Annotated in this window: 8 protein-coding genes; 5 read left to right on the top strand and 3 right to left on the bottom strand. The window is 49.6% G+C overall.

Features of this window, described 5'->3' with window-relative positions; translation table 11 throughout:
* Positions 1 to 117: 117 nt before the first annotated feature.
* Entirely contained in the window at positions 118 to 4,920 is a 4,803-nt protein-coding gene (locus ABYT30_RS02100) for an NAD-glutamate dehydrogenase (protein ID WP_373095057.1), read from the top strand.
* Positions 4,921 to 5,008: 88 nt separating this feature from the next.
* Here the strand turns inward: ABYT30_RS02100 and ABYT30_RS02095 are convergent, their stop codons facing one another.
* Positions 5,009 to 8,083: a parallel beta-helix domain-containing protein gene (locus ABYT30_RS02095; protein WP_373095055.1), complete on the bottom strand. Its 3,075-nt coding sequence runs from the start codon at positions 8,081 to 8,083 to the stop codon at positions 5,009 to 5,011.
* A gap of 115 nt (positions 8,084 to 8,198) precedes the next feature.
* On the opposite strand from ABYT30_RS02095, the gene ABYT30_RS02090 reads away from it, so the two are divergent.
* Complete coding sequence (locus tag ABYT30_RS02090; RefSeq protein ID WP_373081385.1) at positions 8,199 to 9,218, top strand: AraC family transcriptional regulator ligand-binding domain-containing protein; 1,020 nt, start codon at positions 8,199 to 8,201, stop codon at positions 9,216 to 9,218.
* 281 nt (positions 9,219 to 9,499) lie between these two features.
* Here ABYT30_RS02090 and ABYT30_RS02085 read toward each other — a convergent pair whose 3' ends face one another.
* Together ABYT30_RS02085 and ABYT30_RS02080 are read right to left on the bottom strand one after the other, a co-directional pair.
* Positions 9,500 to 12,052 carry a TonB-dependent receptor gene (locus ABYT30_RS02085; protein WP_373081388.1) on the bottom strand — a complete coding sequence of 851 codons (2,553 nt, stop codon included), beginning with the start codon at positions 12,050 to 12,052 and terminating at the stop codon, positions 9,500 to 9,502.
* Between the two features lie 550 nt (positions 12,053 to 12,602).
* The gene (locus tag ABYT30_RS02080) at positions 12,603 to 14,978 is read right to left on the bottom strand and encodes a neutral/alkaline non-lysosomal ceramidase N-terminal domain-containing protein (protein WP_373095052.1); all 2,376 of its coding nucleotides are present in this window, start codon (positions 14,976 to 14,978) and stop codon (positions 12,603 to 12,605) included.
* A 442-nt stretch (positions 14,979 to 15,420) separates the two neighbouring features.
* On the opposite strand from ABYT30_RS02080, the gene ABYT30_RS02075 reads away from it, so the two are divergent.
* From ABYT30_RS02075 to ABYT30_RS02065, 3 genes are all read left to right on the top strand, one after another.
* Positions 15,421 to 16,209, top strand: a complete 789-nt coding sequence (locus ABYT30_RS02075; RefSeq protein ID WP_373081394.1) for an SDR family NAD(P)-dependent oxidoreductase — start codon at positions 15,421 to 15,423, stop codon at positions 16,207 to 16,209.
* 260 nt (positions 16,210 to 16,469) lie between these two features.
* A complete protein-coding gene (locus ABYT30_RS02070; protein WP_373081395.1) occupies positions 16,470 to 17,186 on the top strand; it encodes a heme-binding protein in 717 nt (238 codons plus the stop codon).
* Positions 17,179 to 17,655 carry a pyridoxamine 5'-phosphate oxidase family protein gene (locus ABYT30_RS02065; protein WP_373081396.1) on the top strand — a complete coding sequence of 159 codons (477 nt, stop codon included), beginning with the start codon at positions 17,179 to 17,181 and terminating at the stop codon, positions 17,653 to 17,655. The genes ABYT30_RS02070 and ABYT30_RS02065 overlap by 8 nt, the downstream gene beginning before the upstream one ends.
* Positions 17,656 to 17,775: the final 120 nt, after the last annotated feature.

Raw genomic sequence — 17,775 nt, 5'->3', positions numbered from 1 at the left:
CAAGTTTGAAATCGCTAGTTTATTGACTAAGCTGAACTAAAGTCCGTTTTACTATTCGGAATTACTCTGAACTCGCTATTTAGTTATAACTTGATTATCACTAGGCAAGCCTGACATATGAAATCAAAAATTGGCAAACTTGCACGCCTCATTCAACAACAGCTTGGCAATACCCCTGACTCGACAGCGCTAAGCGCATTAGCAAGCCGCTACTGGGATGTTACCGCAAGCGAGACGATTGCCAAGCGCAGCGCTGCCGAACTACTCGGTATCGTTCAATCTCACCTGTCCCTCGCTGAGTCAAGGCGTCCCGACAATCCAAAAATTCACATTAGTGAGCCAAATGACAGTGGTGTACTTGTATTTGAAATGATCACCACAGATCAGCCCTTTATTTTTGATACCCTATCTACGCTTATTTTCGATGCCGGCTACAACGTACTCTTATCTAACCACCCCATATTCTGGGTAAACCGCGACAAACGCGGTCAACTTTTGGATATCGTCGCACTCGACCGAAAACAACAAGAACACACCGACTACCGCGCAGAATCCTTTGTTCGCTACGAATTGGAAGCTGGGCCAAGCGCAATATCGCCGACCCGCCTTAAACAGCGTATCCGCAAAGCACTTAGTACCATCGAGCTAATTGTTCAGCACTGGCAGCCCATGCGGGAAAAGGCAGAATCCCTTCAACAATACTATTCGCAAAGCCCCGCGCCAATGAAAGCGCGGGCGCGCCGGCAAGTCTGTAATTTTCTTGGCTGGCTTACTGACAACAATCTCACCTTTCTTGCCTACGTTGAAATGAAGCTTAGGCGACAAGGTGGTAAAAGCAGTTTACAAGCAGTCGAATCGTCACGGCTCGGCTTAAAATTAGAATCTACGCCGTGGGAGCACATCGAGTCACCGCAGCAACGCCAGCAGATTTTGGAACATTATTTACATAGCCCACGTGTGCTAACCATTACCAAGTCCAGTGAATTGGCACCCATCCGCCGATTCGTACCCATGGACTATATCGCCATTAAAGATTATAACGCCAAGGGTGAGCTTACCGGAGAGCACCGTTTTTACGGTTTGATGACCCGCGCCGCCTACAATAGCCGAGCCCTTGACATCCCCCTACTGGCAGACCGTATTCATGCGGCAATGAACCTCGCCCATTTTCCACTGGGCAGCCATAACGGCAAAGTCATGCTGCAGATATTAGAAACCTTTCCCCGCGATGAACTGTTTCAAAGCAGTGCCAAAAAATTATTTGAAATTGCCATGGGGCTTATCACCATCGAGGAGCAGAATCGAGTTCGGGTGTTCAGCCGCACCGACCCGTTTCATCGCTACTATTCTATTCTGGTTTATATTCCAAGGGAGCAGTACAGTCAGCACGTTCGCGAAAACATACAATCATTAATAGCGGCGAAATTAAATGCGGATAGCAGTGACTTTTCTATTTATTTCACCGACAACCGAATGGCGCGCTTACATCTCATCGTTCAAGTTCGCACTGATGAAGCCCAAAATTTAGATAATACGGCCCTAGAGGAGTTAATCTGCGGCGCCACAGAAAGCTGGCAAGAAAAACTAAAATCGGTACTTTATAGCAGCTATTCACGCAAAGCTGCCCACGAATTGTTTAATCAGTATGCCGATGCATTTAGCGCTCCCTATATTGCAAAAACCGATATTAACAAAGCGGCCGCGGACCTAGAGCAACTGGAGCAACTAAAAAGCACCGACAATAATTTAGCTGTAAAAATTTATCGCGATGCATCTCGTCCCGAAGAGCGTGTTGAATTACGTTGCTATTTTAAACATCAACCTCTATCACTTTCCGACATTCAGCCGCGGCTTAGCAACCTGGGTTTGCGCCTCGTGCTGGAAGATTTATATCCGGTAAGCATTAACGGCGATGAAACGTACTGGATCCAAGATTTTCGAGCCCAGACCGCCGTCAATGTAAATCACGTATTTTGGCACGAACCCAGCCACTTTGAGCAAGCCTTTATCGCTATTCACAAAGAGTTATGTGACGATGATGATTTTAACCGCTTAATTATCAGCGCCGACATTAACTGGCGAGAAGTCGGACTCATTCGCGCTTACTGTCGCTATCTCAAACAGCTAGGCAGCTATTTTGAACAAAATTATCTCAGTAAGTTATTGGTAGACAATGGCGCGATTAGTCGTCTATTAATCGATTTATTCCACGCCCGTTTCGATCTGCAAGTGACAGAACGCGACACACTCCAAAACAAGCTGAATGAGCAATTGGATATTGCACTGGAAGCGGTCCAAAGTCTCGATGCCGACCGTCTATTCCGCAGCTTACGTACCCTCATTAAGGCGACTCTACGAAGTAACTACTATCATAACGATAGCGGCCATACCAAAGGCAGTAGTATATACGCCTTTAAATTATCGACTGGGGAAATACCAGAAGCGCCGGCTCCGCGGCCGCGATTTGAAATCTGGGTGCACTCCCCGCGTTTTGAAGCGGTGCACCTACGCGGCGATAAAGTCGCGCGCGGCGGCTTGCGCTGGTCTGACCGACCCGAGGATTTTCGGACTGAAGTCCTCGGCTTGGTGAAAGCGCAAATAGTGAAGAATGCCGTTATTGTCCCCGTCGGCGCCAAGGGCGGCTTTGTGTGCCGCCGCTTACCCGAGAACGGACCTAGAGACGTCATTCAAACGGAAGTTATCAGTTGTTATAAAGACTTTATCGGGGCAATGTTATCACTGACCGATAACCTGCAGGGCGACCGCGTTATTCGCCCGCCGTTATCGGTCTGTCACGATGACGCAGATCCCTATCTTGTGGTTGCCGCAGACAAAGGCACAGCGGCATTTTCCGATATTGCCAACGGCGTATCCAAAGACTTTGGCTTTTGGATTGGCGACGCCTTTGCATCCGGTGGGTCCAACGGTTACGACCACAAAAAAATGGGCATTACCGCTAAAGGCGGCTGGGAAGCGGTCAAACGGCATTTTCGCGAACAGAACAAAGACATCCAGCGGGAAGAATTTACCACAGTGGGTATAGGCGACATGGCCGGCGACGTGTTTGGCAACGGCATGCTACTGTCTAAAAAGACCGCATTGCTAGCGGCCTTCAATCATCTGCATATTTTCCTCGATCCCACCCCCAATACCGAATTGAGCTGGAAAGAGCGCAAACGCCTATTTAAATTGCCCCGTTCAAATTGGGGCGATTATGACAAGAAGCTACTTTCAAAAGGCGGTGACATCTACCCCCGTTCATTGAAAAGTATTACACCCAGTGAACAAGCCTGTAGGGCACTGGACATAGAACAGGGTGCTTATACCCCAGATGAATTAATTCATCATATTCTGCGAGCACCAGTGGATCTGCTCTGGAACGGAGGAATTGGCACCTATGTCAAAGCAGAGAGCGAATCCCACCAACAAGCCGGAGATCGCGCCAACGATAACTTGCGAGTGAACGGCTCGCAATTACGCTGCAAGGCTATCGGCGAAGGTGGCAACTTGGGCTTGACCCAAGCTGGGCGCATTGAATATGCCTTGAACGGTGGTCGCTGCAACTCTGACTTTATCGATAATTCAGCCGGCGTCGACTCATCTGACAATGAAGTGAACATAAAAATACTGCTTAACGAACTGGTCGCAAAGCAAGCAATAAGTTTTGTTGATCGAAATAAACTTCTGAAAAGCATGACCAAAGATGTCGAGCGCCAAGTCCTACGTAATAACTATCTACAAACTCAATCTATTAGCATGGTTGCCTCCCAATCGCCTGAGCGATTAGGTGAACAAGCTGAATTGATCCGTATATTGGAGCGGGACGCAGGATTAAATCGAAAACTGGAGTCACTACCCGACGAAAAAACCATTCAGAGTCGCAGGACCGCCGGGCTCGGGCTCACCCGCCCGGAACTAGCATGCCTGCTGTCCTATTCAAAAATACATGTAAACAAAGTACTACTGGATTCTTCTATACCTGAAGACCCCTACCTCGCGCAGGAGTTATATCGCTATTTCCCCCCGCAACTGGGCGAACGTTACCCCAATGAAATCGGCGAGCACCGCTTACGTCGGGAAATCATCTGCACGGTGATAACCAACAGCCTCGTGAACCGTATGGGTAACGCATTTGCCCACCGCTTAAATGACGAACTCGGCAACAGTTTCGAAGATATCGCTCGCGCTTATACCGTTGCCCGCGACCTTTTTGATATCCGCTCGTTATGGGCGGACATTGAAAAACTGGACAACAAAGTTCCCGATGAACTTCAAACTCGCATGATGGTAGAAATTCGGCGGCTAATAAAACACGTCACCCTGTGGTTAATTAATAACAAAGAACAATTAAACAATATTCAGATTTTAATTAATCGCTATGCTGCGGATATAAAGCAGCTAGGCGAGGACGTTCCACATTATTTATCTGCTGATGAATTACAGCGCATTGAACATCGTATAGCAGAGTATTGTAGCAGCGGTATTCCACGAAAAATCGCGCAGCGGGTCGTTTTACTCAAGGCGCTATTTGCTAGCCCCGACATAACCTGGCTGAAGGAGCACACTGGCGTTAGCGCAAAAGTCTTGAGTGAAATCTATTTCAGATTAGCTGAATCACTGCAAATAACCTGGGTCCGCCGGCACATCGACAAACTCACTGCCGAATCCCGTTGGCACGCCCTTGCTCGAAATGCCTTGCGTGATGACTTATATCAGCGTCACCGCGAACTCTGCGCAAAGGTCGCCAAGGACATTGACCTTAATGGCCATATCGCGACCGAGCTCGACAACTGGCTGGAATGTAACAAGGTGCAAACCACGTATTTAAGCAATTTAATTACTGAAGTAAAAAGTACCCAGCAAGCCGACTATTTGAGCCTCTCTGTTATATTGCGGCAGTTGGGAAGACTATCGGCTTAAGTGGGGTTTTCGGCCAATACCGCCGACGAGAAGTTTTATGACGCCACCCGCAGGTGGCGTGCATTTCAATGAGTTTCTTCACGCAATATCAAAGACTACCGGCGGGTATACAAGTACCGCCCAGCGCGGGGATTTCACCCGGAAGACACATTGCACCGCCCGTGCCGCTGCTTGATTTACATGCATCGGCATTGTCGTAACTGTCATCAACCACTTCATTGATCCACTTAGTGACCAAATCAAACGCCCCAGCGTGCACAGTACTCCGCGCAATTGGCGGCATGCGTGCAGCCAAGGTAGTCGCTTCAGGCCCAAGGCGATAAGGGAGTATCGATTCAGCAGCGTTACCGGGAACGATATCATATTCACGGCCACCACGACCTTCACTGCCACTGGCCGTCGGCCCTTTACAAATACCGAAGGTATCGTTCACTGAGCGGAATACATCCAGATAGAAACCCGTATTCTGCGCCAAACCTCGGGGATTATGGCAATGTGCACAATTCACTTCGAGATAAGAGCGAACTCGCGCTTCAACATCTTTATCACTTCCTGATTCAAAACCAGAATCCCCCGGTATATTAAAAATCGGGTTGCGCTCCACCGCCTTCAAATACTGCGTTGCAGCATCAAGGCGCAGATCCGTAGGGCAGTTTTTCATTAAGCCATTCTGACACCAATATACCAGCTGGTTTCTACCGTTTACCGCATGCTTATCAATACCCGTCGGCAAGGGAGACTCACTACTAAAGGGACGATTAAGATTCCGGGCTTTGGGCCCAATTGGTGCCGAACCAGTTTCGGCATCGTCGTTGGCATGACAGCTTTGACACTGGTTGGCGTTCGGAAGCACATAGGCGTCTGTTGAGCCCTGATAGTGATCGCCGCTATTTACATCGCGATAATCCCAGCGTGCACTGACTACACCACCCTGCTGGGTCAACTTAGCAATCTTCTTCCCGTTTTCTTCTGTCCAGACATACTCCAAGCCATCCCAATAAACCTGACCACCACTGGTTTCACGCTTAATAATCAAACGCGTCTCTACTGCGGTTTCCTTTTTATTGGCTTCGTCGGTAAACGCGAAGGTCTTAGCGAGAATAGTCCCAACCGGGAAAAGTATTGCGGCATTGGCATTGTCATTTCCGTCGCGATAAATCGCCTGTTCATCTTTTGGTATATATGCCACGCGGTATTTAGTGGAGTAATCGGAAAATAACTTTGTATTCAAAACAAAGGGTACACCCCGACCGTTTGGCAAGCTCATTGGGTCTTGTGGGTCGGAAAATAATTGATACTGATCCAGACGCGGACAGTTTACTTGGTAGGCGGCCTCATTAACTTCGCCAGCGGCGACACTGGCATTACATAGCTGGTCCACCAAGGCGTCTGACGGCGCAGGATCAATAGCACCAGACGGTACAAACTCTGGGATCACAATAGCTGGAAGTGGCGCCATATTGCTGCCATAGGCATCATCACAGAGATGCGGCGTGATATCAGTATCCACAGGGAAATTCGGAAGACTGGTCACAATGTCGATTAAGTCTTCTGGACCTTGGGGTGGCAGATATAGCAGCGCTTCTAGGCCTTCGGTGCCGTGAAAATTGGCGAAAGTAGCGCTATCGCTGTCGAAGTTGTTACTTTCATCTATACAGGAATACCACCATTGCGGGTTCTTGCGCTCACCGGCTTCGTTAAACTTATAGGCATTGTAACGGCAAGACGGATTGGGGTACTGGTTACCTGAAATAGGTTTGCCTTCGGCATCGGCAGGAACCGGATTGCCATTACCGTCGGTTGGGTAAGGACAGTCAGCGTTGTATTCGTCTACATAGCCATCCCACGCGATGTGCGCACCACGGTATTCACCGGTGCCCGCCACCATTTTCAGGCCGATTAACATCGGGAATGCTGATGTGACCTGTTCACCGCCAGTATCGATAATTGATGCGAAATCTGGGCTAGGTAAATCGTTACCGTTGTTTTTAAAGGTGTTATTCCAAATGTGGACACCTTCACTGTATAAATCCAAACGGCGATCACCGGGTACACCAAACAACTTGTAGCTAGTGTGCACAATGCCAGCAGTGCCATTATCTTCGAAGGTGTTATCGAATATATCGATTTTGTCGTAACCCATGGTCAACATACCCGTACCACGCGGTACGTTAGAGACGATGCTACCGGGTTCGGCAAAATTGTAAGTGTTGTTGTTACGCGAAGTGTTACGGTACATACGGGTACGGCTACCGTAACGCGTTAGGCCATCTAAGTCATAAACCAAGAAGCCGCCGGTATTACACTCCGACAAGTTGTCGACATACTCACCACCGCGAACATTCTCAATTTCAAAACCGAATACGTTAAAAGCGGCGCGGCTGTTGCGAATAATCGCATTATCGGTTTGCCCTACGTAGATACCCGCGTCAGATGCACCAACAGACTCGACATACTCAACCAAAATATTCTTTGAGTTTACTGGGTAAACCCCATAGCGGCCCGACAGCTTACTGACGTTATAGTCAGGTGACGTTGTGTCCATTTCAAGCGGATTGGGGTTATCAGGATTGTGCCGCGCAGGATCCGTACACGCTACGTGCAGCTTAGTTTTATAGTTGTCCGCCGTTACAGTGTCTTCGTTAGCTGTGTTGCGACCGCTAGACCAAAAAGCGCGAACTCGGCGCAGTGTACCGTGATCGACACCCTGTAGCTTGAAGGCATCACCCGGTGAGTCGAGCACCGTCAAGTCTTGAACTGTAATGCCACGCACGGTGGTCGCGAGAAAACCTTCCTGTGACCCACTGTTCTTAAAAGACAGTACCGTTTTATCCATACCCTGACCTTTGACCAGAATATTTTCAGTACCGGATATTTGAATTCCAGAGCTAAGCTCGAAATAGCCCTCACCAAATTCAATAACATCTTTGGGTTTGGCACTAATCATTGCCAAGACCATTTGAGTTGTCGCATTAGGGCCCGCAGCAATAAAAAAGGTACGCCCTTGTCCTTCCTCGACACCAGGCTTAACACCCGTATCAGGATTGCCCACATTCGAGCTGGAGCTCGATTTAGAGTTACTACTACCGCCACAAGCTGCGAGGATAAGCACCAGCAGTAGTAGCAAATAATGAGATACGGTTCTTGGCTTTAATTTCAACATAACATTCCATCTGCGACGTCTGTGAACAATTGAGCGGCCTCCCGCTATCAGACGATTATGCTACCCTGTGAAGAATTAGGTACAATGCGCAAATGTGTCTTGAACGGGTTAATTTGTGACAAAAAGCTCCTTACCGATTACCGCACACCCTCAGTGGGCCCAGATGGTCGCTAACGTCACTGGCAAGGCTTGCCATTTAGATCGTGAGGCCTTGTTCAAAGAAGCAGGAATCCCTTTAAACTCCTGGGATAGCCTTAATAGGGTAAATCAAGAAGACCTCACCGCGCTGTGGAAGACCGCGGAGCGCCTTTGCGGCCGAGTTGATTTAGGTCTAGACGTTTTAGACCACTTCCACTTTCGAACCATCGGCTCTCTGGCCTTTAAAATGATGGTGGCCAAAACCTTTAGGCAATCCATTCGTGAAGCGCTAGACCAGATTTCATTAGTCAACGAAATCTGGCGTTTTTCATTAACTGAAGAGCGCTCCTTAGGCGTTATGCGCTTCAGACTGAGCGATCCAAATATTGAAGTTACCCACTACTCCTACGACGCCTTTATCTGCGCCTGTGTTCGTGTAGTGCAAGATTGCTTCCCAAGCGACACCTATAATTACGCGGAAATTTGGTTTGCCCACCCCGACTTCGGCTTAAAAGATAGATACGAATCCCTGCTCAATACCCGCTGTCGTTTCAATACCAAGGATTATGCCCTGTGCCTAGATGCTAAGCTGCTAGACCTGCCACTGCAGTCAGCTGACCCACAACTCTACGATTCACTCGACTCAAGTCTCGCCCATCAAGTCAGACACCTAAATAGCCTCAGTGAAACTATCGAGAAAATCATCTTAAGACTTGTCGATAAAGGTATTCCCCCCTCCCGCCATACCGTGTCGGAAAAATTAGAGCTGGGCGAGCGCACTCTACTGCGCAGACTAAAAGAAGAAGACCTCACATATAAAGAAGTGCAAGAACAGGTCTTTGAAAAGCTCACCCTACGCTGGCTCCAGCGCGGTGAATCGATGGCGGCGATAGCCGAAAAACTGGGCTATTCGGATGCCAAGTCCCTAGGAAAAATGCTAAAGCGGCGCACCGGCTTAGGAGTTCGTGAGCTCAAGGCAAGGAGTAAAGGCGCATAGATAAGTGCTACCCGCCTCTATGAGGTAGAAGCAATTTGGCTTAGAGGTCATTATTTATCTGAAGATGCTGCAGCGCATTGACCAGCGTATGCAGAGCACTGTAACAGTGTCCAACCCGCGTAGTTGAGCAATTTGATTTCAGAGGCAATATGTTTAAAGGTAGCTTAGTCGTAAGCTGAGTACGAAATGAGTGTGATATTTTTGGTATTTGCAGTTGCCGCAGAGGCGGTACCGGTAGCTAGTTCGGTGCAGCGACAAGCCGCTGCACCGAGAGGACAGACTTACCAGCGGTAGCTGGCTTGCAGTGCAAAAGTACGTGGGTTATTGACCAAGCCGTGATGGGTCGTTGCCCCCGTGATGGTTTTCGCGGTCGGCGCATCTACGCCGTAGAGCACAACCAACTCATCAGTAAGGTTTTTGCCCAGCAATGCCACTTCCCACTCGCCGTCTATTGATGACAGAGCAAGTCGACCATTAAAGGTTTGGTAGGCGTCCTGCTTGATGCGATCATCCAAATTCGGCGATGGGTGATAGTCGTCGGTAAAAATTACATCAATATTGGCGCGCAGCATCAGTGAGTTAGCTAGTGGCCGCTCGTAGGCCAGCATCAAATTACCGGAGTAGTCAGCAACGTATTGGTTAGTCTTGCCACTGTAGTCACAGTTTATGCCATTGGCATTGTCAGGCGTCTGATCCTGAATACAGGTGCCAAGCTGATGGTCCTGAAACTCGAAGTCGAGGAAGGCCAAGCCGCCGGCCAGAATCAAGTTTTCGGTCAGGGCCATCCGCCCGTCTAGCTCAATACCCTGAGAAACCGCGCTGGCAGCATTGCCCACATTAAAACCTAAGGTGCCGTCGAAAACACTGACCTGCAGATTATCGAACTCGGTGCGGAACAGTGCCGCATTCAGCTCGGCGGCGCCTTCGAGAAGGGAGCTTTTCACACCCAATTCAAAGCTGAGCGCTTCCTCTTCTTCAAACTCAAAGCTACCAATCAACACTTTCTGATTAGTGCCTGTAGGTGCATTAGGGTTAATCGGCGTGGGGTCTGCGCTGGGCGACGAATTGGAGCGCGCGTCAAAACCACCTGACTTGTAACCACGGCTGGCGGAGAAGTAGGTCATTAAGTCATCAGTGGCATCCCACTGTAAGTTTACCAGCGGTGCGAACTGCACTTCTTCGCGCTCACCTTTCAGGTCGTGACGCTCGGCGGCAAAACTTACCGCAGCAGCGGTGTCGACTTCACCAAGAGGCTGTATTGTCCCGTCCTCAAAGCCAAATTCGAGTTTACGTGCACCTTCTTTATTTTCCCAAGTCAGGCGACCACCAAGGGTCAGGCGGAAGGTGTCCGCCATATTCCAGGTTGCCTGCATAAAGGTTGAGGCGATGGTTGATTCGCTGTTGAAGTCGCGCGGTGTACGGATGCCACGGAGCGCGTTACCGGCGTCACCAATACCTAGCAGTTCAAAGCCACTGGAGCCGTCAGCGCCGGGGTCAGCATCACCGCGGGCGCCACCTTCAAGTAGGTCAGCGGCGTTAACCAGTTGCGGAATAATGTCGGAGGGCAAATATAGCGAGTCGAAAAAGTCCAGTTCGCTGTATTGGAAATAGGCACCCGCAATATACTCAAAAGTTTCGCCAGCTGGGGAAATCCAACGGAATTCCTGACTGAACTGCTGGTACTCTTCTTGGAATTCAACTTGGAACAGCGGCGCACCGGTAAAGTCGCAGTCGCAGTCTTCATCGTACTCATAACCCATTATGCCGGTGATCGAGGTGAATTGGTGATCGTCGCGATACCAGTCGACATTGGCTGTAAGGTTATAGGTGTCGTTATTGCTGTAGTCGCCGTTGCTGTGGCGCTTGCGATCAGCGGTATTGTTCAGTACACCCTCATCGGAGTCGATATCGATAATCGAGCCATTGGGCTGAAGCTGTAGAAAATTCAACACCGGCGCCGGCAGTACGCCAGTCAATGCCGCTGTGCCGCCGGCTTCTGGGAATGTTGTGCGATCCATGATCTCACCGTAGGTGCGACCTTGGAACAAGAAGACATCGGAGTCAGAGGCGTAATTGGTAATAATTTCAGAGTTGCGACCGACCACATCAAAACTGCCCGCCTCGATTTTAAACTTGGCGGTGACATTGTCGCTGACGTCCCAAGCCAGCTTAATGCGGAAGGTTTCTTCGGCGCGCTGAGCTTCGTCGCGATCCAGCACCAAGTTTTCCATAAAGCCGTCTAGCTCGCGCTTGCGCACGGCAAAACGGTAGCCGAGGCGATCATTGATCGGGCCACTGACCACCAAATCGATAATACGCTCGTTCTGTTCAGGCTCATAGGTGACCTGAACGTTGCCTTCAGCGTATTCGCTTGGGTTAGCGGTTTGGATGCTGATGGCGCCAGCAATACTGTTTTTGCCCAACAGGATGTTCTGCGGGCCGCGCAGAACTTCTACCCGTGACAAATCAAGGAAAGGCGCACGTGCCAACTGAGCGCGACCGTAGGCAATACCATCAACGTACATACCCACTGATTGCTCAAAGCCTTGGTTTTCACCTGAGCCGATGCCGCGAATATAAATATCGGTGCCTATGCCGGATTCCGACATGGTGAAGTTGGGTACATAGGCCTGCAGATCCTCGATCTTAGCAATGCCCGCCTCCATCATTTTCTCGCCACCGATGGCGCTCACGGAAACCGGTACATCCTGCAGACTTTGCGCACGCAGCTGGGCCGTAACCACAACCTCTTCAAGCATTGGCGCGGCATGGGCGAGATTAGCAAGTAAACTCAATGGCAGTAAGGAAGATAAGACACTAATTCTTTTTCCCATTGTGGTCCTCATTTGTCTAAGAGTAAAAGCATTGCCCTAGGCATAAACTCGGGCAGATTTTTTTTGTTATATACGTTTAGCTACCATTATTAAAATGACTACGCAGCTCCGGTGATGGTGAAATCACTTCAAACATTGTTCATTGAATATTTTTCACTACAGATTTTGCAAGGAAGAGCATACTAAAACATTGGCCACTAGGGGCTTTTTATTAGGTTTTTCGGCCAATGAGAAGAAATTACTGGCAAAGATCGATAATAACTCACCATATTCGCAGCCTGTAACCGCCCAGCGATCCCCTATTGAACCAGAGTTGTTGAATTACATGGTAAATTGTACCCGCTTTTTCACGCAGAAATATTCCTGTGCAAACATTAATTCCACTTTAAAATTAGCCACTTACCGCTAGATGGCTGGGTGTTTCACTATTTTCTTGGAGCCATAAAAAAGCCCAGCAATGACTTATCTCTATCATTGCTGGGCGATTATCCGAGTAAAAACCAAGCCCCCCCGCTTCCATTTAATCTTTCGGCACGACTTCTGTAATACCTTAAGGGCAAATACTGTCAGCACCCACAATGGTGAAGGTGTTTGAAATAGCCTGATAGGCCTGCGCCTCCGCAGCCATAAAACCAAGGGATGCACCTTCTACCCGCAATCGATAAGTGCCGCTTGGGGTATTCATTGGCATCTTCCAAGTTACTAGGCCGGTACCGCCGCTACTCGTCTGCGGGCGCTCTAGTGCCGCAGGTGGTTGCACTAGGGGTTTCCATTCATAGAGTAATTCTGGTGTGCGATCTTCCTCAACGACCAGCCACTCCCCGTTCGCCAATTCCTTTTCGACGTAGACGTAGCTCTGCTGAATGCGCAGGTCATTTCCGGGATGGCCCACGACAAACTCAGCTTCAAGTACCTCTCCGGCGTTAATGGAATTGGGCGGCTGAGTGACAACCGTGCCCGCAGCCCCGCTGGGATGAGCTGATTCACGAGGACCGGACTGCAGTGTTAAATCTGCACGAGCGCCGGGCACCGGGGGCTCAGAAACAGCGGTTTGGCTGCGCATTGCGCGCGCGAGCTTCAAAGATTCTTGCGCGACGGCGGCCTGTGTCCATGGGCCGTAGAGCGTGGATGCACCTTCGTATTGTTGCGATGAATATTCTTCGCGGGTGGTGAGATAGTGAACGTAATCGTTAACCAGCCCGGCAATAACCACGGTATCGACACCAACCGGTGCCAGCTCTTCGAGGAGCAGCGAGCGGATACGGCGTGCTGACATGGTAGTCACTTCCCAGGGCAAACCGAGTAACGCAAAGTTACCCACACGGAATAATTGAATCGGCAATTCCGAGCCACCGCGTGGCAACAAGACTGGCTTTTCGGCCTGGCAAGAATAGTCCCCTGAAAATGCCAGCAGCTCTGTCGAGTTACACATAACGACGGCTGACATGGTTTGACCGGGAATTAAATCCTTGGGCCAGCCACCGGGAAAGCCTTCAAGTCGTGACCCCGTCAGCGTCGCAATATCAACCAAAGCCGCGTCGAGAACGGCTGGATCGTCACTGCACTTTAGGCCTTCCTGCGTAGGTCCTGGGCCGTCTTCTGCACCGGCGCCAAAAGATGCGCCAAGAATACCGTCGCAGGTTCTCTTTTCCGCCTCATCTAACTCGGCAGGGTGTTTCAAACTCGCAAGTACGACAGGATCGTCGACGGTAATATCGGTAATGGGAATCCGCAAAAACTGATAATCCACCGGCCCAGTAACTTGCTTGCCGGTGCCATAAAGCTCAATCGCGCGCGCCAGCTGCTTAATACCGGAAATAGCGTTGGCGTCTAAATCATTTTCGCCGCCACCACGCTTGGGACTGGGATAGGGAAACTCTTCAATGGCAATATTGGGTGAGGCATCGCCTTCATCGGCTTGGGCGAAGGCGCCCACGAAAGTCCCTGTAGCCGGGTCGGCGCGATAGTTGGTGCCCATTAATCGCTCGAAGCCAATGGACGCGTAGCCTTTTACATCGCCACTGACATAGTGCTGAGCGGGACCAATGACGGTCGGGTGCACACCGAACCAATTAATCAAGCCGGCAGCGGTGCCGTCTTGACGATTCAGTTCCAACTGCACCATGCGCTTATTAACATTGGTTTCTTCGCCGCGCGCGTTTAAAAATAGGCCTCGCTCCGCTTCGGTGTTTTGCTCGTAGGCAGGTTTGGAGCGATTTATATTGGTATTCAGTAACTCACCCGAAGACAAGATGATAGCGGCAGGTTCCGGGTTGGCCAGCAGATTGGCATGCGCTTTAGTGATGGCTTGAACAATGCCACCAGCGATAACCGCAAGGCCATTACCGACGCCGGCCAGCCCAGTGCCGGGATCTGAGTGGGTATGCGTCACCGAGAGCATAACGTTGTTCGCGTTATAGAGGCTGCTGAGCTCTTCATTGGCAGCAATCTCGGCTAGCACCGCATCGCGAACGCTGGCGCTCATCAGGCCAGTATCAATTGAAACAAACATCACCCGTTTGTTATTGCAGGGTGAAGCAATGGCAAACGCTCGGGCATAAACGCGCGAGTGCAGTGCGCTGAACACTTGTTGTGGATTCACCCAAGCAAGGCTGGCGGTGTCGGCAATTGGGCCGGTGACATCGTGTAGACCGGTGCCGATCAAATACTCATCGTTACTTGAGCACTGCGCCGGACTACCAAGTGCTGCGATGACGTCCACCTCCAATCGTCCCGGAGCATCTAATCCCTCACCAACAGACCTACGCAGGTCATTCACTACACATTGTGCAGCAGGCTCATCGACTAGCCGTGATGGTGTCTGGGGCTCGATGGCAACTGTATTGCTATTATTGTTAGAGCCACCGCCACATGCGGCTAACACCAAGCCGAAGATTATCAGTAATGCGGGTCTGGTAAGCACCATGCTACTTCACCTAAATTTTGTGGGATACGTAATGCAGCAGTATACCTCACCTAGCGCGCGTAAATACCTGCGACTTGATTATCCCCTAGGGACAGAATCATCAAGAAGATCAAATAAAGTTTTAAATAAATCACATCATTTTGATCATAGTGGATGGCACTTAAACAGATTGATAACACAAAATCCTGCCGTAGCGAGTAGCAGAAACTTATCGATGCGATGCCCAATGCCGATAGTGACAATACAATCCGGTTTAGGCTAGCGATGGATAGCTTTAGGAGCCCAGTGGCGCTATTCGCGATGTAAGACTAATATAAGCATCAATACCGGACTCGACGTTTAGTCATATCAATATGGACGCACATGCGAGTACTAGAAGAGTATGTTGTGGCAATCTCTCGTAGAACTAGATTCCTAGCCTCGCCCCCACATGGAGCAAAAAATGGAGACGACCCTTATTACTGGCGCTTCTTCTGGTATTGGCAAGTCGCTAGCCGCATTGTTCGCGCGGGGCGGCAGCAATTTGGTACTGGTAGCGCGCTCGCAAGCAAAACTTGAAAAACTGGCAAAACAACTACAAGCAGAGCACAAAATTACAGTTTGGGTCGAGCCGGCAGATTTATCCCGACCCGGTGCGGCTAAAAAATTAGCTGCAAGCTTCGCTCGGCAAGATATCGAAGTTGATATATTAGTGAATAATGCCGGCGTGTTAGAGCACGGTAGGTTTATTGATATTGGCACCCAGGCTCACCGGCGCATGCTAGATTTAAATATTAGCGGCCTAACTGAAATGTTAGATTATTTTTTACCTGCCATGGTAGAGCGTGGTAGCGGACGGGTTCTTAATGTGGCATCTATTGCTTCATTTCAGCCAATACCCAGCTTGGCTATATACGCAGCAAGCAAGGCCTTTGTGCTATCGTTGACCGAGTCCTTGGCTGAAGAACTTAAGGGCAGTGGTGTAAGCATTACAGCGCTGTGCCCGGGCATTACGGCCACCAACATGGTTAGTACGGCACAAGAAAATAGCGGCGGCCTGAATATTCCTGATTTTTTGATTGGGGATGTGGACGATGTAGCTGCTGATGGCTACAAAGCATGCATGAAAGGCGAGGTGATTGTGGTGCCCGGCGCAATGAACTTAGCGGCAATACTCGCTGGCCGAGCAATACCTAAATGGCTGCTCAGACGAATAACCGGCGTTGCTGGACGCTACACTACAGATAACTAAATAGACAGACTGTTAGCAACATGCTTAGTGTTAATCAATAACAGCTATCATGTCGTATGGTGGACGCCAGTTACTCCGCCCGCTCTGTCACAATAGAGCGTTTAATTGTATTGCAATTTTAACCAAACCGCCGACACAATGATTTTCAATTCGAAATGACTGAGGTTTGTTAACTTATAAAAACGTCGCTTGCGGTGTTCGGCCTTCATTGCGCACGGCAGATAAACGCTAAGTCGTTGGGCGGCAAGACCAATGTCATCATGTCAGGTCAGCGTGTTGGTAAAGCTCGCGAATTTGAGCTGTGGTCCAGCGATGTTCAGTTTAAAAGGGATATTTCCAGAATGTTTCAGACAGGTCGATTGAGTTGGATCACAATTGTCGTATTGCTTTTGACAGGAAATGCTATGGCCGTGGAGGAAGCAAAATACACTGTAATTCGTGAAGAAGGCCGATTCGAATTACGAAGATACGATCCGCATATTCTCGCTGAAACAACAGTAAATGGTGACTTCGACGGTGCCGGAAACGAGGCTTTTGGTCGGTTATTTAAATATATTTCTGGCAACAACAAGCAACAGCAGAAAGTCGCGATGACATCGCCTGTTGGACAGGAATCAAGGAATGAGGAGATTGCAATGACTTCGCCGGTAGGGCAGCAAAAAATAGATGGGAAATGGGTTGTCAATTTCATGATGCCCGCGACATTCACCCTGGAAGGTACGCCAGAGCCGCAAGACCCGAATGTGTATATTCGCGAGGTTCCAGCACGTCACATCGCAGCAGTACGATATTCGGGCTTTTGGAGCGAAAAAAGCTATCGTCGTAACTTGGAAAAGTTGCTGGACTGGATTACGAAAAGCGGCCTTAGTGTGTCTGGTGAACCTATTTGGGCAAGGTACAACCCACCTTTCATGCCCTGGTTTCTTCGGCGCAACGAGGTTCTAGTGCCTGTGGCGGGTTCAACTCAGCATGAGTGACCTGCCGGAGCCCGACACAATGACGGTCTGCGAAGAAATCAGAGCCCATCTTGCTGGGAGAAAGCTTGCGGTACTTGCAACGCAGTCGGATGGTCAGCCTCATGCGAGTTTGATGGCATTTACTCCCGTGGATGACATAAAGCGCTTGGTATTTGCGACCTACCGCAAGACTCGGAAGTATGAAAGCCTGATTAAGGACGGTCGTGCCGCGTTACTTATTGGCAGCGGGATTGAGCCTTTCGAACAACAACGTGCGGGCCTTATTGTCACCGCACACGGGAATGTTTTTGCTGCTCCTATCAACTCCGCTCAATCCATGCTCAAGTCGCACATCCAGCGCCACCCTGAGTTTGAGGAATTTTTTTCATCGCCAGAGTGCGCATTGATTGTAATGGAAGTATCCGACTATCAACTCGTCACAAGCACCAATGAAGTCCGGTGGTGCAACCTAGATAGCGTATCGTTTTAGGAACTTTGAGAATTATCGATTACGAGTGCTGGTCCACTGCGGGTGGGACGGGATTATAAATAGGGTTTAATGAGTGCCATCCCCCGTTTATTGGGTAGAGCCCACGATTTGGGCACAGCC

The organism is Zhongshania sp., from assembly GCF_041623545.1.
Taxonomy (GTDB): Bacteria; Pseudomonadota; Gammaproteobacteria; order Pseudomonadales; family Spongiibacteraceae; genus Spongiibacter.
The sequence above is the reverse complement of the archived record's forward strand: the minus strand, read 5'-3'. Positions and strand labels throughout refer to the sequence as shown.